This window comes from Shewanella youngdeokensis (genome assembly GCF_033180165.1).
Classification (GTDB): Bacteria; Pseudomonadota; Gammaproteobacteria; order Enterobacterales; family Shewanellaceae; genus Shewanella; species Shewanella youngdeokensis.
The window spans coordinates 2,796,726-2,821,086 of record NZ_CP136522.1; the positions used below are offsets into that span (position 1 = coordinate 2,796,726).

General features: G+C 42.9%; 18 protein-coding genes. 8 read left to right on the forward strand and 10 right to left on the reverse strand.

Annotated elements, in window-relative coordinates:
• Positions 1–60: 60 nt before the first annotated feature.
• From RGE70_RS11905 to RGE70_RS11925, 5 genes are all read left to right on the forward strand, one after another.
• On the forward strand, positions 61–1,371 hold the full coding sequence (locus tag RGE70_RS11905; RefSeq protein ID WP_310471666.1) for an OmpP1/FadL family transporter: 1,311 nt from the start codon (positions 61–63) through the stop codon (positions 1,369–1,371).
• Between the two features lie 261 nt (positions 1,372–1,632).
• The gene (locus tag RGE70_RS11910; protein ID WP_310471667.1) at positions 1,633–2,688 is read left to right on the forward strand and encodes an efflux RND transporter periplasmic adaptor subunit; all 1,056 of its coding nucleotides are present in this window, start codon (positions 1,633–1,635) and stop codon (positions 2,686–2,688) included.
• A 5-nt stretch (positions 2,689–2,693) separates the two neighbouring features.
• Positions 2,694–5,921: an efflux RND transporter permease subunit gene (locus tag RGE70_RS11915; RefSeq protein ID WP_310471668.1), complete on the forward strand. Its 3,228-nt coding sequence runs from the start codon at positions 2,694–2,696 to the stop codon at positions 5,919–5,921.
• A gap of 341 nt (positions 5,922–6,262) precedes the next feature.
• Positions 6,263–6,724, forward strand: a complete 462-nt coding sequence (locus RGE70_RS11920) for a rhodanese-like domain-containing protein (RefSeq protein WP_310471669.1) — start codon at positions 6,263–6,265, stop codon at positions 6,722–6,724.
• A gap of 344 nt (positions 6,725–7,068) precedes the next feature.
• The gene (locus tag RGE70_RS11925) at positions 7,069–7,425 is read left to right on the forward strand and encodes a VF530 family protein (protein WP_310471670.1); all 357 of its coding nucleotides are present in this window, start codon (positions 7,069–7,071) and stop codon (positions 7,423–7,425) included.
• Positions 7,426–7,482: 57 nt separating this feature from the next.
• Here the strand turns inward: RGE70_RS11925 and RGE70_RS11930 are convergent, their stop codons facing one another.
• From RGE70_RS11930 to rssA, 7 genes are all read right to left on the reverse strand, one after another.
• Entirely contained in the window at positions 7,483–8,289 is an 807-nt protein-coding gene (locus RGE70_RS11930; RefSeq protein WP_310471671.1) for a hypothetical protein, read from the reverse strand.
• 83 nt (positions 8,290–8,372) lie between these two features.
• On the reverse strand, positions 8,373–8,990 hold the full coding sequence (gene ribA, locus RGE70_RS11935) for a GTP cyclohydrolase II (protein WP_310471672.1): 618 nt from the start codon (positions 8,988–8,990) through the stop codon (positions 8,373–8,375).
• A 212-nt stretch (positions 8,991–9,202) separates the two neighbouring features.
• Positions 9,203–9,559 carry a YibL family ribosome-associated protein gene (locus RGE70_RS11940; protein ID WP_310471673.1) on the reverse strand — a complete coding sequence of 119 codons (357 nt, stop codon included), beginning with the start codon at positions 9,557–9,559 and terminating at the stop codon, positions 9,203–9,205.
• A 134-nt stretch (positions 9,560–9,693) separates the two neighbouring features.
• The gene (nrdG, locus tag RGE70_RS11945) at positions 9,694–10,158 is read right to left on the reverse strand and encodes an anaerobic ribonucleoside-triphosphate reductase-activating protein (protein ID WP_310471674.1); all 465 of its coding nucleotides are present in this window, start codon (positions 10,156–10,158) and stop codon (positions 9,694–9,696) included.
• Between the two features lie 77 nt (positions 10,159–10,235).
• Positions 10,236–12,353, reverse strand: a complete 2,118-nt coding sequence (gene nrdD / locus RGE70_RS11950) for an anaerobic ribonucleoside-triphosphate reductase (RefSeq protein WP_310471675.1) — start codon at positions 12,351–12,353, stop codon at positions 10,236–10,238.
• Between the two features lie 432 nt (positions 12,354–12,785).
• Entirely contained in the window at positions 12,786–13,427 is a 642-nt protein-coding gene (locus tag RGE70_RS11955) for a hypothetical protein (RefSeq protein ID WP_310471676.1), read from the reverse strand.
• Between the two features lie 436 nt (positions 13,428–13,863).
• Complete coding sequence (rssA, locus tag RGE70_RS11960) at positions 13,864–14,838, reverse strand: patatin-like phospholipase RssA (RefSeq protein ID WP_310471677.1); 975 nt, start codon at positions 14,836–14,838, stop codon at positions 13,864–13,866.
• A 299-nt stretch (positions 14,839–15,137) separates the two neighbouring features.
• On the opposite strand from rssA, the gene RGE70_RS11965 reads away from it, so the two are divergent.
• The 3 genes from RGE70_RS11965 to RGE70_RS11975 all read left to right on the forward strand — a co-directional run bounded on the left by RGE70_RS11965 (position 15,138) and on the right by RGE70_RS11975 (position 17,949).
• Positions 15,138–16,478: a DEAD/DEAH box helicase gene (locus RGE70_RS11965; protein ID WP_310471678.1), complete on the forward strand. Its 1,341-nt coding sequence runs from the start codon at positions 15,138–15,140 to the stop codon at positions 16,476–16,478.
• Positions 16,479–16,874: 396 nt separating this feature from the next.
• Positions 16,875–17,318, forward strand: coding sequence for a DUF3010 family protein (locus RGE70_RS11970; protein ID WP_310471679.1), 444 nt, complete (start codon positions 16,875–16,877; stop codon positions 17,316–17,318).
• Between the two features lie 124 nt (positions 17,319–17,442).
• Positions 17,443–17,949, forward strand: a complete 507-nt coding sequence (locus RGE70_RS11975) for a M48 metallopeptidase family protein (RefSeq protein WP_310471680.1) — start codon at positions 17,443–17,445, stop codon at positions 17,947–17,949.
• 611 nt (positions 17,950–18,560) lie between these two features.
• On the opposite strand, the gene RGE70_RS11980 is transcribed toward RGE70_RS11975, so the two are convergent.
• The 3 genes from RGE70_RS11980 to RGE70_RS11990 all read right to left on the reverse strand — a co-directional run bounded on the left by RGE70_RS11980 (position 18,561) and on the right by RGE70_RS11990 (position 24,353).
• Positions 18,561–19,847 carry a peptidoglycan DD-metalloendopeptidase family protein gene (locus RGE70_RS11980; RefSeq protein WP_375087853.1) on the reverse strand — a complete coding sequence of 429 codons (1,287 nt, stop codon included), beginning with the start codon at positions 19,845–19,847 and terminating at the stop codon, positions 18,561–18,563.
• A gap of 298 nt (positions 19,848–20,145) precedes the next feature.
• Positions 20,146–23,214, reverse strand: coding sequence for an AAA family ATPase (locus RGE70_RS11985; protein WP_310471682.1), 3,069 nt, complete (start codon positions 23,212–23,214; stop codon positions 20,146–20,148).
• On the reverse strand, positions 23,211–24,353 hold the full coding sequence (locus RGE70_RS11990; protein WP_310471683.1) for an exonuclease SbcCD subunit D: 1,143 nt from the start codon (positions 24,351–24,353) through the stop codon (positions 23,211–23,213). The genes RGE70_RS11985 and RGE70_RS11990 overlap by 4 nt, the downstream gene beginning before the upstream one ends.
• Positions 24,354–24,361: the final 8 nt, after the last annotated feature.

The following is a 24,361-nucleotide window of genomic DNA, read 5'->3' on the forward strand; positions in this document are numbered from 1 at the left end:
CTTACCGCTAAAACATAATTAGCAATAAAATAAGTAAGACCAAAACAAGAGATGAAAATAATGAAGTATTTCAACAAGACTCTTATTGCAGTATCAGTTGCTTTAGTTAGCACACAAACAATGGCTTCAGGCTTTCAGCTTAACAGCCAATCAGCAACAGGTATTGGCCGCGCTTTCGCTGGTGAAGCCGTTATTGCAGACAATGCCTCAGTGTTGTCTCGTAACCCTGCAGCAATGGCATTGTTTGACGAAAAACAATTATCAATGGGTTTAACATACGCTGATTTAGACGTTGAAGTTCGCGATGTGTACACCAACTCTAATATTGGCGACATTCATTATGGTCACGTGCCTGATGCTGCTGAAGCTAAAATTATTCCTAACTTCTTTTACGTCAGTCCAATCAATGACAAGTTTGCTTATGGTGTTGGTGTATTCAGTAACTTCGGTACTGGTACCGACACTGGCGAGCTTTCACAACCTAAAACTATTTTAGATGGTGCAGCGCAAATACCATCACCTTTTGACTTACTAGGTGAAACAGAAGTTACTACCATCGACTTTAACCTTAGTGCCTCTTACCGCATTAATGAGCACTTCAGTGTTGGGGCTGGCGTGGATATCATTTACGGATTAGGCACACTCACGCGTTCAGGCGAGTTGCCTTTAGGCACTGATGGTTCATATGTGCCTGTTGATCTTGTTGATGTTGATGCCAATGGTATTGCCTTTGGTGGTATCGTTGGTGCAGTGTATGAAATAAATGCCGATCATCGTTTTGGTTTAAGCTACCGCTTTAGCCCAGAGTTTACAGCTGACGGTACAGTCAACTTTAACGGGATTGAGTATGAAGAGATTGTCATTCCTATTCCTGATATTTTCCAGGTTGCCGGTTTCCACCAGCTAACTGACACGTTTGCATTACATTACACCGCTCAGCTTACTACTTGGGGTGACTTCCATGAAATCACCGTTACCGATCCAGATGAAGCACAACTTAAGCAATATGCCTGGGATGACTCATGGTTATTCAGTGTTGGTGGCACATATACACTCAATGAAGACTGGACATTACGTGCCGGTTACATGTTTGATCAAGGCGTAGTTGGCGAAGTAAGCTCTATTTCGATCCCAGATTCGGACCGTCAATGGTACACATTTGGTGCAACTTATGATGTGTCAAACCAAACCAGTATCGACTTTGGTATCGCCTTTGTTAGAGGTGAAGAAACACAGTTAACCGAGCATAGCGCAGTGTTAGATGCTATCGGCCAACAAATGCCGACACTAGGCGATGACCTTGGTACTGTACATGCGACAACGCTTTCGAATGCAACTTACTACTCGATTCAGTATAACTACAAGTTCTAATCCTTCTGTTGCCTAATATTAAAAAAGCCGCATTAATGCGGCTTTTTTGATCTTTTTTAGCTTCAAATCCAACAATAAAACCATGGTATGTCGCGTAATTGCGGATAAACCATAATGGTGATGCTCTAGTGTAAGTTTACATATTCACATAGCTCATTTTACTAAACCTATATCCATCGTATTTTTCTAATGAATAATGATTGCGCCACAAACACACATCCATTAGAATAATTGCATGAATGTTTTTCAGGTAATTAAACGATGGCGACTGACACTTCACCTAAAGTAACCCTTTTATTGTTCTTACTATCTTGCATCGCATTTTCAAGCTCAGCTAATGTACACCCCACTGCCCCAAAAGCATCAACTCTAACGGTTGCGCACAAAACCTACCCCAATTGGGTTACCCTCGATGCGGTTATCGAACCAAGCAAAGCGGCGACGGTGTCAGCACAAACCTCTGGGCGCATTATAAAAATCAATTACGATGTCAACGATGTTGTTGCTAAAGATGCGCCGTTATTAGAGATCACCAGTAAAGAACAAGGCGCAGCATTAGCCGCAGCGCAGGCCGATTACGCTAAAGCCAATGCACTTAATATTGAAGCTCAAGCCACATTACAGCGCTATAACACTCTATTTCCACAAGGTGCCATTGCCGCAGGTTTGATGGACGAAGCGCGGGCATATGCAAAGTCCACTCAACAAGCTATGCACGCGGCAAAAGCTGGGATAACACAAGCAACCGAATCACTAAACTATACGGTGGTTAGTGCACCGTTTGCAGGAGTGGTAACACAAAGGCATGTGCAGCAAGGCGAGACTGTAAGCCCTGGCCAAGCGCTCTACTCTGGCTACTCATTAACAAATATGCGAGCGGTGGCTTATGTCCCCCAGCGCTACATTGATGCTTTAGCGCATCAGCCAAAGTTTAAACTCAGCTTAGCCAATGGTATGCAATTGGCGAGTGATGAAATCAACATATTCCGCTTTGTTGATAGCATCCGTCGTAGCTATAAAGTCTGGATAACCTTGCCTAACTCTACCGACCTTCAGCCTGGTAGCCTGATCAAAGCGCAGTTTGTCAGTGGTCAACGCGAAACTCTCTTTATTCCCCAGTCAGCACTTATTAGCGCCAATGAGTTAAATGCAGTGTATTTAAAACAATATAACCAATGGTTATTAACCCAAGTACGAGTAGGGAAAAAACAAGGAGACCAAATTGAAATTTTAGCCGGATTATCCGACGGCGATGTCATTGCAGTTGAGGCTGACCAAACCTTATTGCAGTTGAAGCAAAACAAGCAAAGAGGGTAACTGCAGTGACAGATAAATCATCATATAACGCAAATTTGAGTATTTCTGGCCGTATTGCCGCCGCTTTTCAGCTTAATGCCATTACACCATTATTAGCCTTACTCGCCCTATTACTCGGGTTGTTTGCTGTCATCGTGACCCCAAAAGAGGAAGAACCGCAAATTGATGTCACCTTTGCCGACGTGTATATTCCGTTTGTTGGCGCATCGCCTGCCGAAGTTGAAAGCCTAGTCACATTACCGACAGAGCAAATTATCGCAGAGTTAACCGGCATCGATACCCTGTATTCATTTTCACAGCCTGATGGTGCCCAGTTTATTGTGATCTTTGAAGTGGGAGTTGCACGTAATGACGCTATCGTAAAGCTCTACAATCAAATTTATGCCAATTTAGATAAATTGCCTCGCGGCGCAGGAGTTGGTGAGCCCATCATCAAACCCCGAGGTATTGATGATGTACCTATAGTGAGCTTAACGTTATGGTCAACTGATTTAACCGTCTCCGCCGAGCAACTCACCCATATTGCTAATGATTTAGAAGCCGAATTAAAGCGTATACCTGGTACGCGCCAGATTGACTCTGTTGGCGGACAACCACAAGTGCTTAATGTGCGGATAGATCCGGCAAAGATGTCGCATTATGGCGTGTCATATGATGACATCAATACGGCATTAATCAGTAATAACCAAGTATCGCCTGCGGTTTCATTAATCCAGCAAAACCTAGAGATAAAAGTTCAAACCGGGCAATTCCTATCGTCCATTGCAGATGTAAAACAGCTAGTCATCGCCATTAAAGAAGACGCCGAACATCAAGCTGCGCCCATTTTTTTAGCCGACGTTGCCGACGTTACGCTAAAAGCCGATATTGCAACTCAAACAGCTTGGCATGGTGATAAACAGCACATTTACCCAGCGGTCACCATAGCAATTGGTAAACAGCCTGGGGTTAATGCCGTTAATATTGCAGATTCGATTTTGAGTCGTATCGGCTCGCTCGACAATGTTTTGCTACCCAAAGGGGTTAATATTACGGTTTCACGCAACTATGGCGAAACCGCAGGCGATAAAGCCAATACCTTAATAGTAAAACTGCTGTTTGCCACCACTGCCGTCGTTGTTTTGGTGCTGCTCACCATGGGCTGGCGCGAAGCGATTGTCGTTGGAATTGCCATAGTCATCACGCTCGCGTTAACTTTGTTTGCATCTTGGGCATGGGGCTTTACTTTAAATCGAATTTCCTTGTTTGCGCTGATTTTCTCAATCGGGATCTTAGTCGATGACGCCATTGTGGTAGTTGAGAACATTCATCGCCATATGGCGATGGGCAAAAAAAGTTTTACACAGCTGATCCCAGTTGCTGTAAATGAAGTGGGCAGTCCGACCATTTTAGCCACTTTTACTGTCATTGCGGCGTTGTTACCAATGGCATTTGTATCAGGCTTGATGGGCCCCTACATGAGCCCTATTCCAATTAATGCCAGCATGGGCATGCTAATTTCGTTAGCGGTTGCGTTTATGGTTACACCTTGGCTTAGCCGTAAATTACTTAAGCATAAGTCGCATACTCCAAACACTGCAGATGTTAATACCGCTAATGCATCAATAACAACTCATGGGTTTATGCACAGGCTATTTACGGCCCTAATTGGCCCGTTTGTCACCAGTAAACATGCCCGCAAAGCACGAATGGGGTTGGCCGCTTTTATTGCAGTGCTAATTGCAATGGCACTGGCGTTACCGATGGGCAAGTTAGTGGTGCTTAAAATGCTACCTTTTGACAATAAGTCGGAGTTTCAAATCATTGTAGATCTACCTGAAGGTACGCCAGTAGAGCACACTCAACGAACACTCAAAGCGTTAGCTTTACGTCTTAATCAAGTTGCAGAGGTCAAAAACTATCAACTGTACGCAGGTACTAGCGCACCGATTAATTTTAACGGTTTAGTCAGGCACTATTTTGAACGTCAAACTCCAGCCCAAGGTGACATTCAAGTAAACCTCGTAGACAAGCATCATCGAGACCGTGACAGCCACAGCATTGCCATTGCACTTAGAGAACCCTTACAACAAATAGCAAAGCAGTTTAACGCCAACGTTAAGCTCGTTGAAGTGCCACCTGGCCCGCCAGTGTGGTCTCCTATTTTGGCTGAGGTGTATGCTCCCAGTGAAGCCTTGCGTCAACAAGCCGCCACCAAAATTGAAGCGCTATTCCATCACACCAATGATGTGGTTGATATTGATATCTACTTACCCGCTAACCAAGCAAAATGGCAGGTTACCATTGACCGTAGTAAAGCCCATTTACTCGGTTTGCAATACAGTCAAATTGTCGATTTAGTTACCACGAGTATTGGCGGTAAAGACGCCAGTTATTTGCATATGCCAAACCAGCACAAGCCGCTACCTATTCGGCTGCAGCTGAATGAAGCTGACAAGTTTAACTTAGAACAAGTTTTAAACCTTTCATTGAATAATCAACAAGGCCAAGCCATTGTGATGTCTGAGGTATTACACATAAACAAAGGCATTATTGAGGCGCCAATTATCCATAAAAACCAGATCCCAATGATCATGGTGGTCGCCGATATGGCAGGCCCTTTAGACAGCCCTCTATATGGCATGTTTGATATGGTCAACCAAATCAATGCAAGTGCTGGGCTAGGTTACAAACAACACTATACAGAGCAACCAACAGGATCAGACAGCGTTGCCATCTTATGGGACGGAGAATGGAAAATAACTTATGAAACCTTCAGAGATATGGGCATTGCTTACGCTGTGGGGATGATCGCCATCTACCTGTTAGTGGTCGCACAATTTAAGTCATACATTGTACCGTTAATTATCATGGCTCCTATTCCACTCACACTTATTGGCGTCATGCCTGGTCACGCATTACTTGGTGCCCAATTCACTGCGACATCGATGATAGGTATGATAGCACTCGCCGGGATCATTGTTCGAAACTCAATTTTGTTGGTGGACTTTATTCATCAACAAACCGCGGCAGGCGTGCCGTTCCAGCAAGCGGTGATTCAATCGGGCGCTGTCCGTGCTAAACCTATAATGTTAACGGCATTAGCGGCCATGATTGGCGCGCTGTTTATATTAGATGACCCAATATTTAATGGACTGGCCATTAGCCTTATTTTTGGCATTTTGGTCTCCACCCTACTCACTTTGGTTGTGATACCGGTTTTATATTTTGCGGTAATGAAAAATAGGCGCTAAGTGTAATCAAAGCAACAGCCTGCTTAATATATGTAGGCTGTTGCCAAACTATTGTTCTACACAGAAAGCTATAATTGTTAAATATCGCCACAGTTTTACCGCAAAAAAAACCATCTCAGTAGCAATATCACAACTTTATCTATTTGCGTGATCTAGCACAGAGCAGGCGAATATCAAAAGCCTTATAATTGCGCGAAATTTATTAATAGTATGTTGCCATAAGTTAAGCTTTAACTTAGGACCGATAAGGTTAATTCGCTCGATTTATCTAACACTCGTACCCTTTATTGCTTTAAACATTATCAACACACATGAAATATTAACCATATTGAGGAACCTCAATGAGTCACTTTTTTAACAAGCTTGCGAAAACAACGACCGCCGTTACCTGCCTAGTTATGAGCGCTTTAGTGCTTATCACTTCTAATACCGCTTTTGCCGCTGAAAAAAATGCCAAAGTCGCGTGGGAAAAAATAGATGCCGGTGCTCTCGTTGTCGACGTCCGTACCGCCGAAGAATTTGCTCAAGGCCATTTGGCAAATGCAATCAATATTCCATTCGCGGAGATCTCAGCTGCTTTCATGAGTAAAAACATCGCTAAAGATGCCTCCATTGTGGTTTATTGTAAAAGTGGTAAACGCAGTAGCAAAGCCCAAAAGTCGCTGATAGAAGATGGTTACACTAACACCTATAATGGTGGTGGTTATAAAAAATTAAACTCATACCATGAAGGTGGCGCACTCGGTGGCTCACTGCTTGTGTTATTGGTTTTGTCAGGCTTACGCCGCAAATTTAATGCATAAATAACTTTTTAGCAGTTATTGGCTTTAAAGCGCTAATTACTAGCACTTTAAAGCCTTTCCAGTATCTTTTGATTACCTCTTCTTGTACAGCCGCACCAACCTGCTTGCATTACAGCCTGATCTATATTCTATCCAGTTAAATCAATTATCGAACTAACTAATCTATGCTGCATGTTTCACGTAAGAGCACCAAAGGTAATAGAAGCATTTCTAGCGGCAGGTTTAGCCGTAAATGCCTTTTACGATCAGCTCAGCTGGCGTGATTTTGATTGCTTTGTATTGAACTGATATTTTGCAATTTAACTGATATAATTATCTTAATAGTATCTGCAATGAACATAATCATGACACAAGCAAATAACCCGTTACACGGTATTAAGCTAGAAGCTTTACTTACTGATCTCGTTGAGCATTATGGCTGGGAAGAGCTTGGAGAACGCATTAATGTGCGCTGCTTCAAACATGATCCAAGCATCAAATCGAGCCTGCGGTTTCTGCGAAAAACGCTTTGGGCGCGAGAAAAAGTTGAATACCTGTACCTTAAAATGAATAAATTACCTTTGCCAGCAAGAAAACCAAGGGAAGACGGCTATCAAGCCAGTGATAAAACCCTTCGAGCAGCAAGTAATAAATTGGCAGAAAAATCGCGTAAACAGCCAGATAATGACACTCAGATTAATGCGGATATCTGGGGCCGCTAATCTGCGACAATAAAGGCTTAACAAGCTAAATTGTTAAGCCTTTAAAGTACACTAATGTTAGATAGGAAAATCAAAAATTAATCGCCACGCCTGAATACCATCACCTGCACGGTAGCTTAATCCCAAATGGCTAATATTAAACAGCTCCCAGCCTAAAGATCTCGAAAAAGCAAACGTCACCCCAGCTTCAAGACTGTTTTTAATCATTACATCTTCATTAAAAGGGGTCACAAATCTTAGTTTATCGAAATACCAATAACCTACGACAAATAATCGCGGTTCAACCCCTACATCCGCTACCTGAAAGTGATAATTAGTGCCAACATCAAAGCCAGACTGCACCGCTGAATAAGTCTCTTTTGCGGCGTCATCAAAGCTATTGTAGCCAGCAAAAAAAACTCGGTTAACCCAAACCGGTTTGCTCTGCTCAAAATCGAGCTCAAGTAAACTCGACATACCAGCGGAGTATATAAGCACATTATGCCCATTGGTTGAATTAGCCCCAACACCTAAATCAGTATAGGCCTGGAACTCATGGGTACTCGATGTTTGAACTCGATATTCTACCCCTGGTGTGAGCGTAGCTGTACCAACACTTGTAGGTAGATCTCCATCTGGGATATCACGCCAAGTAAAATCGACAAAACCCAGTGATAACGGCGTATGTAAAACAACAGACTCTGTTTCGGTGCGGTGCAAATCAAAACTCAGTGGAATATTAACTACGGTTGCATTCTGCCCTTCTGTTCGATATACACCACTGCCTAAATAATTGGCAAACGCATAATGATGATAATCCGTTTCTGCAGTCGCACAGAAGGATAATAAGATGAGTGAAATTGAAAAGTAACGCAAAAAGGCCATAAATTAAACGTATCTTAGCTGCTCGTTAATTAATGGCCCCGAATATAGCGGTATAACAGTATAAAATCTACGGCTAATATAGCTTAGCCTTTAGACGACTCGGTAAAATGATGCTCCGACATCATATGCCCGAGTTCTGTCGACTTGGTCTTGAGGTAGTCTTCGTTGTATCTATTTTTACCCACTTGAAGTGGTACACGTTCAACGACCTCTAGACCAAAGCTTTGCATGGCTTTGACTTTACGCGGATTGTTGGTCATAAGCCTAACCTTGCTGACACCAATTTGCTCCATCATTGGAATAATCATGTCATATTTACGCAGATCAGCAGCAAAACCTAGACGCTCATTTGCTTCCACGGTATTGGCGCCTTCATCTTGTAATTCATAAGCGCGAATTTTATTAAGCAAGCCAATACCACGGCCCTCTTGGCGTAAATAGAGAATAAAGCCTTGACCTGCTTCAGCAATATTTTGCATCGCTGTTTGTAACTGAAAACCACAGTCACAACGTAAACTAAAAAGCGCATCTCCCGTTAAACACTCGGAATGAATACGACCTAAAATGGGACTATTGGCATCAAATGCGCCTAATGTAAGCGCAACATGCTCTTTACCTGTCTCGCTATCTTCAAAGCCATGCATTTCAAAGACACCCCAAGGTGTTGGCAATTTTGAAGACGCGATAAATTTAATCGACATGATAAAACCTTAACGACTACTCTCATTTCTGAGACTGCTGAAATCTGATAAAGAAATAATGGGATACGAAATTGATTTCAGAACGACGTAATAAGTGTGAACGCTAATATAAAGTGCTAACACGTTATCTAAAACAAGCACGCAGCATAAGCTGCGTGACAAAACTTAACCATGAAGTTGCTCACTAAATGGATACCTGAGCAGTCAACTGATTAAAATTCTTTCGCTGCAAAGCCGGTAACTTGTTTAATGCCCATTTCACGGCCTAATGCCGTCATTGGATGAACAACAACTAGCCCTTTAACAGACTTTTTAAGTTTGCCCATGTCTGCTTGTTCAGCTTTAGTCAGTACACGGCTAAACTTAAGTTCTTTAACCGATGAACCTTCTTTACTTAACTCGCGATTTTGCTGATTTTTAACGTTAGCAATTCGCTTCGTTAAAGTGGCAATTTCACGTTTAAATTGGATGATAACCCCTGGGTCATCGCGCTTTTCAGCTGCTGCTAACTTACGACGAAACTTATCGAGCTTATCGTTGAGCGTCTGCAGCTCCTGCTTTAAATTCATTTACAAACCTTAAATTCAAATCTAAATAACATATCTAGAACCAAAAACAGTTCCAATAAAATATTGATGCTGTTTGTCATTATTATTCCATTATAACAGCATATAGCCCAATATTAACTAGCTTTATCTCTAGCTTATCTAAGATAGTGAATTACTTGATTACTACTGCCTCTAAAAAGCAAACTTGGATCAGCAAGTGCCTGCTCAAATTTACCGTCAACAACCACATTAACCAGATCCACAACTTCTTGTTGTTCAACTGACAGTTGGTCTAACGTGTAACCCGTCCACAACCATATATCTTTGCCTGGACAGTCTGTTTTTACGCGCTTAACCAGCGCAAGTATCGCACTTAGGTTACCCGGAAATAACGGGTCGCCACCAGACAGTGACAGCCCACGTCTTTTAATACGCGTGTCATTTAGATCATCAATAATGGTTTGCACCATTGCATCATCAAACAAGTGCCCTGAGCACGGATTCCAAGTCGACTGGTTATAACAACCACGACATTGATGCTCACAACCAGAAACAAATAGTGTGGCACGTGTGCCAGGACCATTGATGACATCGGTTTGATAGTATTGATGATAATGCATATTAAACTCTTCCTAAATAACAAAAAAGGTGCTGTTTAGAGCACCTTTTAGCGATAATGACTGACCTAAACTATAAGTTAAAGGTGTTTGACTCGGCGCTTCACTTCTTCTTGCTTACCGTAGTTAAACGGTCTTGCATCTGGGCTGCCTAAGTAACCACATACACGTCGGGTAACTGACACTCGACTTGGCTCATGGTTACCACATTTAGGACAAGTAAACCCTTTACTTGTACAACTAAACTCGCCGGTATAGCCACAATCGTAGCATTCATCAATTGGGGTGTTAGTTCCGTAATATGGCACTCTTGAATAGCTGTAATCCCATACGTTTTCTAACGCTTCCATATTTTGTTGCATGTTAGGAAACTCGCCGTAACAGATAAAACCACCATTTGCGATTTCAGGGTACGGCAATTCAAAATCAATCTTGTCGTATGGGTTAACTTGCTTTTCAACATCTAAATGGAAACTATTAGTGTAGTAACCTTTTGCAGTGACACCTTCAACAACACCAAAAGTTTTAGTATCGAGGCTACAGAAACGGCTACACAAGTTTTCACTTGGTGTACTGTAAAGACTAAAGCCATAACCCGACTCTGCTTTCCAGCTGTCTGTAGCGGCTTTAAGGTACTTAATGACCTCAATTGCTTTTTCACGTAGTTGTGCGTTGTCGTATAGATGCGTTTCAGTGCCGTAAAGGGCATTGATTGTTTCATGCAAACCAATGTAACCAAGTGAAATTGACGCTCGGCCATTTTTAAAGATTTCTGACACGTCGTCATCGGCGCGTAAACGAACGCCACATGCGCCTTCCATATACAAGATCGGCGCAACACGTGCTTTAACACCTTCTAAACGTTCAATACGTGTGTCTAGTGCTTTACGAGCAATAACAAGACGCTCATCCAAAATACGGTAAAACTCAGCTTCGTCGCCGTTCGCTTCAAGCGCAACACGAGGTAAGTTTAAGCTAACTACACCAAGGTTATTACGCCCTTCATGAACCAGCTCTCCGTTTTCTTCAAAGGTACCAAGGAAGCTACGGCAACCCATTGGGGTTTTAAATGACCCTGTCACTTTTTCTACTTGTTCGTAGTTAAGAATATCTGGGTACATACGTGTTGTGGCACACTTAAGCGCAAGTTGCTTAATGTCGTAGTTACAATCACCAACCTTGTGGTTAATGCCGTCACGAATAGCAAAAACTAACTTAGGAAATACCGCTGTTTTACGGTTTTTGCCTAAACCAGCAATACGTACTTTCATCATAGAATCTTGAATTAAGCGTGATTCCCAAGATGTTCCCAAACCAAAACCAAAAGTCACAAACGGTGTTTGACCATTGGCGGTATGCAAAGTATTAACTTCATACTCAAGCGATTGGAATGCATCATGACATTCTTTTTCAGTTAACGCTGTTGCAAACGCTTTTGCGTCTTTAATACCCCAAGTCAAACCAACTTGGTAGTGCTTGTCGAAGCTTTTTGCCACAAATGGTGCAAGTACTTCATCAATACGGTTGATGGTGGTACCGCCATAAATATGGCTAGCCACTTGTGCAATAATTTGTGCAGTAACCGCGGTTGCTGTCGAGATTGACTTAGGAGTTTCAATCTCGGCGTTGCCCATTTTAAAGCCTTCGGTCAACATGCCACGTAGATCAATTAACATGCAATTGAACATCGGGAAGAAAGGTGCGTAATCTAGATCATGGTAATGAATTTCGCCAGACTCATGTGCAGCAACAACATCTTTTGGCAAAATGTGGCATTTAGCATAGTGCTTAGCCACGATACCGGCTAATAAGTCACGTTGAGTTGGAATAACTTTAGAATCTTTGTTGGCATTTTCATTAAGTAAAGCGGCATTGCTTTGCTCAACTAAGCCACGGATCTCTTTATTAAGTCTGCTACTTACTTCGCGCTTAATATCACGATCATGACGATATTCAATATAGACTCGCGCCAGCGATTTATAAGGACCTTCCATCAACAAATTCTCTACGGCATCCTGCAGAGCATGAATGTTAACTTCTTCTAATTCAGACACTGAATCAGCTGCTAATTGCGCCACTTTTTCTGCGTATTCGATGTCTTTAATACCTGCAGAGTTAGCAGCTGCTATCACTGCATCTCTGATCCTTGTTGCGTCGAAAGGCGTTCGGTAACCATCGCGCTTAATAACCACTGGCATTGTTTAAGTCCTCTTTACATCATTTACAATTAACACTACATATAGTGTCGACTTGAATCTAAATCACAATATGTTGCGCATTAGGCTATAAAAAGCCGCTCGATACTTTGATCTAGATCAAAGTTTCAAACAACGTAGTCAATAAGAAAAAATAAGTGCGTCTGATCACACTTATCTTATATTATGCTCTTGACGACAAGCTTTAAGCCAGCTAGAGAAGGTATAGAATCGGGATAAAGTGTGGATAAATATCATTGCCATATCATGCGACAGTCCTAACTAACTGTTGTGACTGATGCAATAGGATCAACACTGTCATAAAACCGAAAGATTAAGCAATTTCGCTGTATTTATTGTGTTGATTTATAGGTCAGTTGGTGATGGATGAGGGCTAAATATTCTCTGTGCTTCAAAATGAAACACTCTGATTAACTAGTGCTGTTTGGCCAACGCCAAATAACTATTTAACTGCCCAGTGGCATGCTGATGCTCGCCGGTCATCGAAGACAACTGCATAAGAGATTTAATACCTTGATATTGGTTTTGCTGCAGCTCGGTTAGTTCCTTGTCAGAATCTAATACTTTTGTCATCTCACTCGCCACTCGGTTCGCTTTTTGGGCCACCACTGGCGACTGTATTAAATCCATATTGCTCATAACCCACGACGCTTCATCGAACGTGGCAGCGAGATCTCTGTCCTGTTCACTGTTAGATAACGTTAGTCGTTGCTGCTCAATAAAGTGTGTTAGAGGCTGTGCCTGTGCAGAAGGCACGTCAAAACCACTACTACTTAAGCGGTTGAGTTGCTCGTCAGACAAGATCTCATCTTGATAAAAACGCTGGATCAACTTAGGAAATTGAGCCGTGTTAAAATCACTCTCTTTAAAAAAATCATTCGCCAGCGCCTCAATTTTTTGCGCTCGAGCTGCACGCCCCGATAATACTAAACCTTTATCGTCTTGGCTTAAGGATTGATTTAATGACGCTGATGCAGCATTGCCGTTTTGACCTACCCCAGCATGACGCTCAACACCAACTTGGTTTCCTGCCGCACCATAAGTGTCAGCCAGCACTCCAGCGCTATTGCTAGCTGTATTTATAGGGGAATTTATACTACTGAGAGAGTTCATCGTCAAAAGTTCGGCACAATTAAGTAATCTCCTCAAATAGCAGGAAACGTGCCGTTATAAGCTAAAAATAACTAACCGCTTACTTTTAATACAAAAAGAAAAAGTCGAAGCCTAACTGCTTCATGCAAAGGTGCGCGCTATATCTTGTTATATGTTGTCGTTAATCAAGTGTGCACGCTATGGAGTTAAATGCTCGCTGCCGATTTTGACATTTATAACAGTTGACCGAGATTAGGTACATGCACTCAATGTATCAATCGAAATATTGGGATGTGAATAATGCGGGCAATGCTGTTTACTTATATAGGTGTAGTCTTGCAACTAAGGCGATAGTAGATTGGCTAATCAACTACCGCCCAATGATGTGGCGTAAAGCTTTTTACGCGCTCGTAGCTAGCACAGCTTCAATAAGATGTGCCACTTGCTCTACTGCGGCTTCGCCTGCGGCTATGGCTTCTTCTGCTCGGTGAAACTCCATCGTGCCAATGTCACCTAGATCTGGCACGATGCAAATATCTGGCGGATCGCCCATTAATCTAGATCGCTTATGCCGCTGCTCTAAAATGTCCATTGATTGCGACATCACCGCCAACATTCCAGGGTTGGGTTTACTTTCATCACTGGGCTTAGATCCCAAAGAGAATTTTTCTGTTAACCCGGTAATATAGTCTTTGCCACGCGCAAGTAGATCAGTAAAGCCTAGCTCTTGTTGCTTTTCGGCCTCAACCACTTCTTGCGTCGTCGGCTTGTTACTCTTCATATTTACAGGAGGCATTTGCATGCGTCCACGGCGGATCCCGTGTAAATCAACTGCAATAACAATATCGACATCCATAGCACGACTCAATGACACAGGCACAGGATTAACTACGGCACCGTCCACCAGCCAGCGGTTACCCACTTTAACCGGCGGTAAAATACCAGGCATCGAACATGAAGCTCTTACCGCATGTCGTAAATCGCCTTCAGTAAACCATACTTCTTGGCCTGAATAGAGATCGGTAGCTACTGTGGCAAAGGGCTTTTTCAATTCATCGATTTGCATATCGCCCATTTTTTGTTGCAACACATCAAAAACCTTCTCGCCGCCGATAATTCCACCTTTACGCCAACTAAGATCCATCAACCCAAGTACATCCCAACTACTAAAGCTCAAAACCCACTTCTCTAACTCTTCTAATTGGTCATTGGCATAGGCCGCACCGACAAGCCCACCGACTGAGCAACCTGCAACTTTGTCTGGGTAAATGCCCATTTTTGCAAGACCATTTAACACACCAATATGCGCCCAACCTTTTGCTGCGCCGCTACCGAGTGCGAGTCCAATTCGAACTGAGTTATTTTTCTCCGCCACGCATTTAACTCCTATTACTAATAAATATATCTAAAATGAGTTTACCGCCATCGCGATGTAACAGCGCAATAATAACGCCAAGACTAATGAGGATAGTTACCACTGCAAATGTAAAAACAGGACACGCCAACATTTAAAACAATTTTATTCTATCAGGCTATTTTTGTGAACAGTATGTTGTGATATCCGAGTACATAAGAGCATATCAGTTGCTTTACGATAAAGTTAAGGGCTAATCATAGCCCTCCTGTAACTATCTAGGCTATAATACTCGGTCAGATTATTTAAGGAGTTCACCTTTGCAATTCACCGATTTTTCACTGGATCAACGTCTTTTACAAACATTAAAGCACATGGGGATAGACACCCCAACTGAGATCCAGGAACAAGCCATCCCTATTGCCCAAGCTGGCAAAGACTTAATGGCATCATCTAAAACAGGTTCAGGCAAAACCTTGGCGTTCTTGTTACCTGCAATGCAAAGGATGATTTCGTGTAGAGCATTGAGCAAGCGTGATCCACGAGTGGTCATTTTACTACCGACTCGGGAGCTTGCGACTCAGGTTTATAGCCAACTACGCTTACTGGTTGCAAATACTCAATATAAAGCCACTAAAATTTTGGGTGGTGAGAACTTTAACGACCAAGCAAAAGCATTGTCTCGAGACCCACACTTTGTCGTGGCCACTCCAGGCCGTTTAGCTGACCATTTAAAGCAGCACCATATTCACCTTAATGGGTTAGAACTACTGATCTTAGATGAAGCTGACCGCATGCTTGATTTAGGCTTTGCAGAGCAATTAAAACAGATAAACCAAGCAGCTGATCATAAACGTCGCCAAACATTAATGTTTTCAGCCACGCTTGATCATGGCGATGTCAACGAAATTGCAGTCGAACTGTTAAAGTCACCTGAGCATGTGTCTATTGGTGCGGGTAACTTAGAACATAAAGACATTACTCAACGTATCTTCCTTTGTGATCACCTAGATCATAAAGAAGCTCTGTTAACACGCATTTTGAAAGACGAACAACAAAAACAAATCATCATTTTTACCGCAACCAGACAAGATACTGACCGTTTGGCTAAAAAACTGGCTGATGATGGCTTTAAAACCGCATCACTCAGTGGTGATTTAAAGCAATCAGCCCGTAATCAAATCATGGATGAATTTAGCCGCGGTTTACAGCAGGTACTCGTCACTACAGACGTTGCCTCACGTGGACTTGACTTGCTTAATGTATCGTTGGTGATCAACTTTGATATGCCAAAGTTTGCTGAAGAATATGTCCACCGTATCGGCCGTACCGGTCGTGCAGGTGCTAAAGGTGACGCAGTGTCGCTGGTTGGCCCTAAAGATTGGGTTAACTTTACTCAAGTACAAAGCTTCTTGAATAAGCAATTTAGTTTTAGTGAACTTGAAGGTTTAAAAGGTAAATTTACCGGCCTTAAAGCGAAGCCTAAGACCAAAGCGAAAACTAAATCAACAGCCAAGAAAAAAGCCGTAGTCGCCAAGAGAAAGTCAGCTGCGAAAGCCTCTGCTAACCGCGACAGACGCTTTGCAACCGGTGTAGATATTGGTGATGCGCCCATGCTTAGAAAGCCTAAGTCTAAGTTACAAGACACTCCAGAAGACTAAGTAACAACTTTAATCGCAACCGCGGTGATAACTCAGTTAGCACCGCGGTTTTTTATTGGATAAATTTTATAGCCAGCTTGTTGTAAGCCATGGAATATATGTTCGTGTAACAACTTCAGTGCTGTAAACCATAGTAAATTGCCTACTGAACTTAGCCCTATCGCAACAGCATATAAGCCAAACCTAATGTACCACTACATTAACGAATAGAGCCACGGTGTACATAGCCAACACAGCGTTATCATCGTTAGCAGTTTCAAACCTATGTATAAATATAATTTGCTGAAATCTCGTACAACAAAAATAAATATATTTAAATTTGCTAGTGCTAAACACTGACCAGTGAGCGAAATAACGCTACAATATGCGCAATATTGTTATTTGCTAAGGTTTATCATGAGAGTTTGTGGCGTAGAGTTAAAAGGTGGCGAAGCCATCATCAGTTTATTAAGTTATGAAGGCGAAACCTATAATGTGCCTGATTGCCGTCAGAAATCATTCACCATTTCAAATTCAGCGAAAACTGAAACGATCCGTGATTTTCATTTTGCATTTAGTAAACTGTTAGAAGATTACCGTGTTGATGAAGTTGTGATCATTGAGCGTGAGCAAAAAGGTAAAGGCGCTGGTAGCGTAACAAGCTTTAAACTTGAAGCGGCGATCCAAGTGCTCGACCTTCCAGTAACAATGGTTTCGCCTGTGACCATTAAAGCACAGCTAAAACGTAACCCACCACAAGTTGACTTTGAAGGCCTTGGCCTTAAGCGTTTCCAAAAAAATGCCTTTGAAGCGGCTTATGCATCTCACAATCTGACTATCTTCAAAGTAGAAGGCGAGTAGTCATTTAAAGAGTCAAACTAGGGACGTTATTCCTCTGCCATTCAATGCTGCTTTTCATCACGGTTAACAGCAATAAGGCGGCATGGATTATCGGCCCTAGTGACGCTGTCAAGTTAAGTAAACTATGCAAACACTGCCCTACCTAAATGGCTATCAAGCCGAAATCCAACAGCAAGTCCTCACTTTATTAGCGCAAGGAAAACTGGGCGAGTTTTTACTAAAAAGACACCCAAAAATTCATTCTGTACGCACAGATAAAGCGCTTTATGACTACACCATTGCAATTAAAAACCAATATTTGCGTAAGTCGCAACCTTTGGCCAAAGTTATTTTTGACGACAAAATTTCACTAAAGCATCAAGCATTGGGCCTGCACTCATACGTGGCTCGTAAGCAAGGCGCTAAAATAAAAGCTAAAAATGAAATTCGTATCTCTTCACGCCTAAAAAAAGTCCCTGAAGGCCTACTGAGAATGGTGGTAGTTCATGAGCTGGCACACCTTAAAGAAAAAGAGCACAACAAAGCTTTCTACCAACTTTGCTGCCATATGGATGGCGACTACCATCAGCTTGAGTTTGAATTAAGATTACTGCTGACCTTGGTTGACGCTAACCAAAACCCATATAGCTGATCTGATAAACGACAGCATAGGTTATAACATCAACCACTTTAATTGATAACGATTTTCATTTACAATATTTACTATCAATTCAGATTGTGCCCTGTTGTAGGTAATGATGAGCTCAAAAATGCATATTAAGCATCATAAATATCTGCTTAAATTAATTAGCGCACAGCATAAGCTGAATCTCTATTTGACGTTAAGCACAAACACTGCAACACAAGACTTACATGCACATCAAAAGTGCGCCGCGAAAATTATCAAATACCAACATAAAATTATAAAGTACCGCACTAAACTCGCTAACTGCAGCCCCATATGCTGCGATACTGTGACTTATAAACCCCTGCATAGCGCTAATGACAACGATGCTTTCGCACCAGTTAATTTAATAACGCCATTAAACTTTTGCCACTGCGGTAGCCAGCCTAAGCCTTACAAGGCTACTCCCTGTAAAAGATGCCCTGCACTGCGCGGAAAAGCATGTTTATGTGCCATGAAAAAACAGGCATAACGACACCAACGCGTTAATAGTGTTCATCAAAAAACTAAAAAGCCATCAAATGATGGCTTTTTGAATGTTTCGCTAGAGCTCCCGCTGTTTATGGCAACTTAAGCCCTTAAACATGCCCCATCATCATTTTTCTTACCCGCACTATGCGCTCAAAGTCAGCCATTTGTTGTGCTGATAACTGGCTTGCCATGGGGATTTTGGCTTTCATCGGGTTTACGGCACGACCGTTGATATGAAATTCATAGTGTAAATGTGGCCCTGTGATCCTGCCGGTATTACCAGATAAAGCTATTACTTGCCCACGAGACACTCGCTGACCTTTATGAACTAATGACTTAGATAAGTGCAAATAGCGAGTACGGTACTTATTACCGTGGTCGATAACCACGTATTTACCCGCAAAACGATGATCGGTAACCAATGAAACCACACCATCACCGGGCGCAATAATTTTAGTGCCTATTGGTGTAGCAAAGTCGGTACCATTGTGCGGCGATGTACGCCCTGTTACAGGATGATGACGGTGCGGATTAAACCGTGATGAAATGCGGTAATTACGCGCCAATGGAATGCGCTGAAAAGCTCTAGCTAAACTGCGGCCTTGCTCGTCATAAAAGTTACCATCTGTGAACTGATAAGCATTAATACTGCTTCGGCCACGATCAATTGTAACCCCCAAGATTTCGCTAGAACCCGTTGCAGTTCCATCAATAAACTGATCGTTGATTAATACAGAGAACTTGTCACCAGCTCGTAAATCACGCGCAAAATTGAGCTTTTCTTTTAATAACGATTCTACGCGCTGGATCTGAGCAGCATTAAGCCCTATTTTCTTTGCTGACAGATAAAATGAGCCGCTGATCTCGCCGACGACACTTCTATTGCGCCAAATGCCTTCAACGTTTACTTCATCAACATTAAACGAACCGTCATCAAAACGCGTATAGGTAACTTGCCTAGCCGCACTAAAATAAAGAGTTAATTTTTCCAGCTCATTAGCATTGTTTAGCCAAAATTGAATATGGTTACCTGGCTGCAAAGTATCCAGAGCTAGTACGTTTAAATCCGCTTCTAACACTTTGTACATTGTTTGCTGATCAACTCCGCCACGCTCAAACAAGCCACTTAAGGTGTCACCTTTTACAATGACCTTATCAAAGCTTGGCGCATCATTTGGTAGCGGATCAAAAGAAACTGAACTTGACTGTGACATCAGCGCTGCGGTATCTAACTCAACAGGAATGCGCTGTGGTAAGTGCTGTTGATTTTGTGGGAGCAATAAAGCTGCACCAAATAACAAAACAGAGCCCATTAATATTTTTCGCTGAAACGACGGCAGAGCGGCGAAACGAATTATCGACATTTTAAAAAGAGATTTTTTACCTGACTGCAACCTAAGTCCAACCTTGAATTATTATTTGTTTCATTCGCGCTTAATGCCGTCCATTAATGAAGGCTAATTCTCAATTTATAATAGTCGTTGCCCTTTTACAAACGCTTTTACGGTAAAAAATAGTTCTTTAAGCTAATTTAATCGCCAGTTTAAAATTATAAATAACACTAAAGTTTAAAGGATTCGCTTATGCTCTTCACTTGAACATAAGCGAATATTTAATCGATTTAACGAAAAACATGACTCACGGTAAGCGGCCAAAACATTTTAAGCCGCATCAATAAACGTTAAAGTGTCGTTATGGCAATACAATCGATATTTCACTACCCTGTGCACTCTTGTTGATATCAATTCGAGTACCAATTTGTTCTTTCATTTCGGAGACGTGGGAGATGACGCCAATCATGCGCCCTGCCGACTGCAGATCCATCAAAGTTCGCACGGCCAAATCTAGCGAATCTTGATCTAAGCTACCAAAGCCTTCATCAATAAATAAGGTATCGAGCTTGATTCCGCCCGCATACGCTTGCACAACATCCGATAAACCTAACGCCATAGATAAAGCGGCCATAAAGCTTTCACCGCCACTTAACGTTGCCACAGGTCGTACTTTTGACGTATAGGCATCTTCAACCTCAAGCTCAAGACCTGAAGCCTTATTGCCTTTTGCACGGTCTTCTTTACGAATAAGCCGGTAACGGCCTTTGCTCATTAACTGTAAACGCTCACTGGCTTCAAGCAATACATCATCGAGTAATACACTAAGTACAAAACGTTGTAAGCTGACTTTATTACCCGTTTGACCGTTAGCAACGTCCGCTAACGTGCCAACTACCGCATATTCATCTTCAAGTAATTTAGCTTTAGCGTCGGCGTCATCAAGCTGCTGCTGAGTTTCTTGCAGCTGTGTGACCCGTCCTTGTATGCTTTGCCACTGCTGCTCTGCTTGTTGTTGCTCAGTTTGAGTTTGCAGCAAACGAGCCTCTAGCTGATGGAGTTCAGGCTTAGTTTGTTGCTGGAGTTTATCTTTTAATTGCGCCAAGTTAGCTTGATTGGCTACGCAATCTTGTTGATATTGGTTCACTTCAGCGGTTATGGCCTTTAACTCAGCCTCCGAGAGCAACGCTTGTGTTAGCGCTGGTTTATCATTAAAACCGGATCCCGACAAATGAGCTGTCAGTTCAGCCTGCGCCTTATCATTTAACGTGGCCGCCTTTGTTTGACTCTCTTGCGAACTGGTTAAGCTTGCTGCACAAGCAGCATCTTGCTCAAGCGCTTGAGTATGTGACTCACGAATAGCTGTTATACGTTGCTGCACGGCTGCAAGTTGTTGTTTCAACTCGCCAAGTGCATTGTTAAGCGTATCCAAACTACGATATTGTTCTGGTATTGCTGCCAAAATTTGTGCAAGTTGCCCTTCAAGTGACGCCACTTTGGTGTCGACGTCTCGATAAAGGTCACGCTCAGCTTCAAGGCTACTGCGCAGCCCTTGCTCGTTCACTTGCCAAGCCTGCAATTGTGCTCGTAGTGAGACCAATTGCTTAGAAGCATGATTAGCCTGATTAACTTGTTGTGTGAGCGTGCGCTGCTGGGATTGTAGTACCTCGAGTGTTAAAGCCGCAAAATCACCAATTTTAAGTTCGATACTCAACTTGAGTTCGGTCACTGATTTGAGCTGTTCTTGCAACTTGGTGCTTAACCCTGAATACCGAGTTCGCGCTTGTGTTAATGCTTCGTTTGCTTGTTCTTCAGCTTGCTGCGCTTGCTGTAGTTGCTCTTCGCTCGGCAGTTGCTGTTCGCTTTGCGCTGGATTTGGGTGTTCAGCACTACCACATACAGGGCAAGGCTGCCCTTGAGTTAATTTTTGCGCCAACATCGCAGCCTGGCCACGGTGCCAAACCAGTTGCAATTGTTGATGGTGTTCTCTTGCCTTGTCAAAAGTCGTTTTTAGCTGCAAACCTTGGTTTTTTGCATCAGCTAAAGCAGTTTGAGTTTGACTAACCTCTGTTTGCCCTTTTTGCCACTGCTGAAAACGCTCAATAAGTTCAGTTTGTGCGGTTAGTGCTTGCTGCGCATCCACGAGTTCGTTGGCAATGAGCTCTAATTGCGGTACTTGCTCTTGTGCAGCCGTTTTATCAGCTAATAGCGTATCTAACACGCCTTTAGCGTTAATCCCTTTTTGTTTAGCTTGCTCTCGCTTAGTTCGGGCAAGAGTCAGCTCCGCTTGTAAACGGTCAAGCCCCTGAAGCTGTGGCACTAGTTGAGTGAGTTGCTGCTGCTCATTTTGTATTTGCTGCGATTTAAGCTCAAAGTCAGCTAGCTGGTTAAATTCACTTAAGCTTGATGCCAATACCTGCTCACTGCGCTGTTTATCTGCTTGCGCTTTAGTGACGGCAGCTGCGGCTTGTACTAACTCAGACTCTCGAGCTAATGATACATCGAGTATGGGCTTAAGTTGTTGCGCTTTTTGGCCACGTTCGAGCTGCAGCTGACGCTGGTCTATCACTGGCTTTTGTTGCATTAATGCCGCAGCGGTATGGTTAAACTTATCAAGGGCATCAAAGTCACGCATTAATAGCTTTGCAGTTTCAAATTGCTTGTTGATGTCAATTAACGCGCTTTTTGCCTGCTCTTTGGCCGCTAACGATGCGGCTAATTGTGGCGCTAGCTCTGCTAATTGAGTGGATAAGGCTTCATCCGACTCAAGGGCAACGTTGTGTAGCATACCGTCGCGTTTATTACGGTGGTCACGTACTGCGCTTTTAATCGCTTGTGCTTGATACTTTAATTTGTCTTCAATTCTTCGGTAGATTTGAGTTTGAAACAGTTGACTAAATATTTTCTCTCTGTCTTTTGAGTCTGCCATCAACAGCTCACGAAACTTACCTTGAGGCAACACCATCACTTGCCTAAACTGATCAGCGTCCAGCCCAGTTAATTGCTCAATTTCAGACGTGGCTTCAGACACTTTGCTCGCGACTAATAAATGCTCGGTGCCGTCTGGTGCAATTTTAAAAAGTTGCGCCTCGGGCTTTTGGACTGTGTAACCGTCGCCACTTTTTTTAGCACGTTGCTGCTCTGGTACGCGGCGAATGCGGTATTGGTTGTCAGCTAAGGCAAAGGAAAAGGTCACTTCGGTCAGCAAATTGTCCTGCGCGTTGTCGCACCGCATCTGACTTCCTTCACGCTCGTCACCTGTGGTTTTACCATAGAGGGCAAAACACATAGCATCGAGCAAGGTGGTCTTGCCTGCGCCTGTCGGTCCATTGATTAAAAAAAGAGGGTGCTGACCTAGCGCTTCAAAGTCGGTTTCTTGTTGGCCACTAAAGGGGCCAAATGCGGCCATGCTTAATTTTATCGGTCTCATGACTGCTCCCCTTTATGTAAAGCGTCAATGGTTTGCACTATTGTATTTTGTTGCTGCTCGGATAGTGGCTCGCCATAAACTTGGGAGAAAAAGTCGTTAAACATCTCTAGCTCACCTTTTTTAATATGATCTTTTTCAAGATCTATTTGCCGTGTTTGTGCCATTAATCCCGTACGTTCAAGATGCAGAACATTAGGATAAACTGCGCGTAACTTACCCATGGCATCCAAAATGGCGTGCTTATCAAGTAGCCTTACCATAAGGTAATCTTCTCGCTGAGGGTCGGTTTGTCCGGCCAGTAGTATTGCGGCTAACTCTCCTTCAATAATGCGCACATCACGTTGAGCAATGAGAGGCATTAAACTCACATCCACTTTACCACTGCAGTCAAACTCAACTAAGGTGACCGACTTCTTTTGATGCTGCTCGCTAAATGAGTACTTTAATGGCGAACCTGAATAACGTACCTGTTCACCCCCTTTTTGCTGTGGTCCATGCAAGTGCCCAAGCGCGGTATAGTGGTATGAAGCAAAAAGACTAGGCGATATTTTATCGGCGCCACCAATACTAATTGGCCGCTCAGAATCCGACTCAGTACCACCATCTAAAAAGCAGTGGCTAATGACCACTTTGGGTAAACTTTCGGCATCATGTTGATTGACTTGCTCAAGCAGAGTTTGCATTGCCTCTTCGTGAGTACTGGCTTCACAGTCAAACACATGTCGCACTGTGGCTGGGTCGGCATAGGGTAAACCGTAAAACACTGCACTCCCCTGCTTACCTTTAAGCGTAATAGGGTTAAGTTCACGTGTTAACGGGCCAATAATATGCAAACCACTGTCTTGCATCTGTCTGGAGCCAAAGCCTAAACGCTCATGTCCGTCGTGGTTACCGGCGATCATAATCACCGTGATATTGAGTTCATTAACAAGTGTATTGAGTACTTCATCCAATAATGCAACGGCGTTGGCCGGTGGAACTGAGCGGTCATAAATATCGCCGGCGATGATCACTGCATCAACATCTTGCTCTTTGGCGATGTCGATAATTTGCAGTAACACATGGCGCTGATCTTCAAGTAAAGAATGGTTATGTAATTGCCGGCCGATATGCCAGTCCGATGTGTGGATAAATTTCATTATGTCTC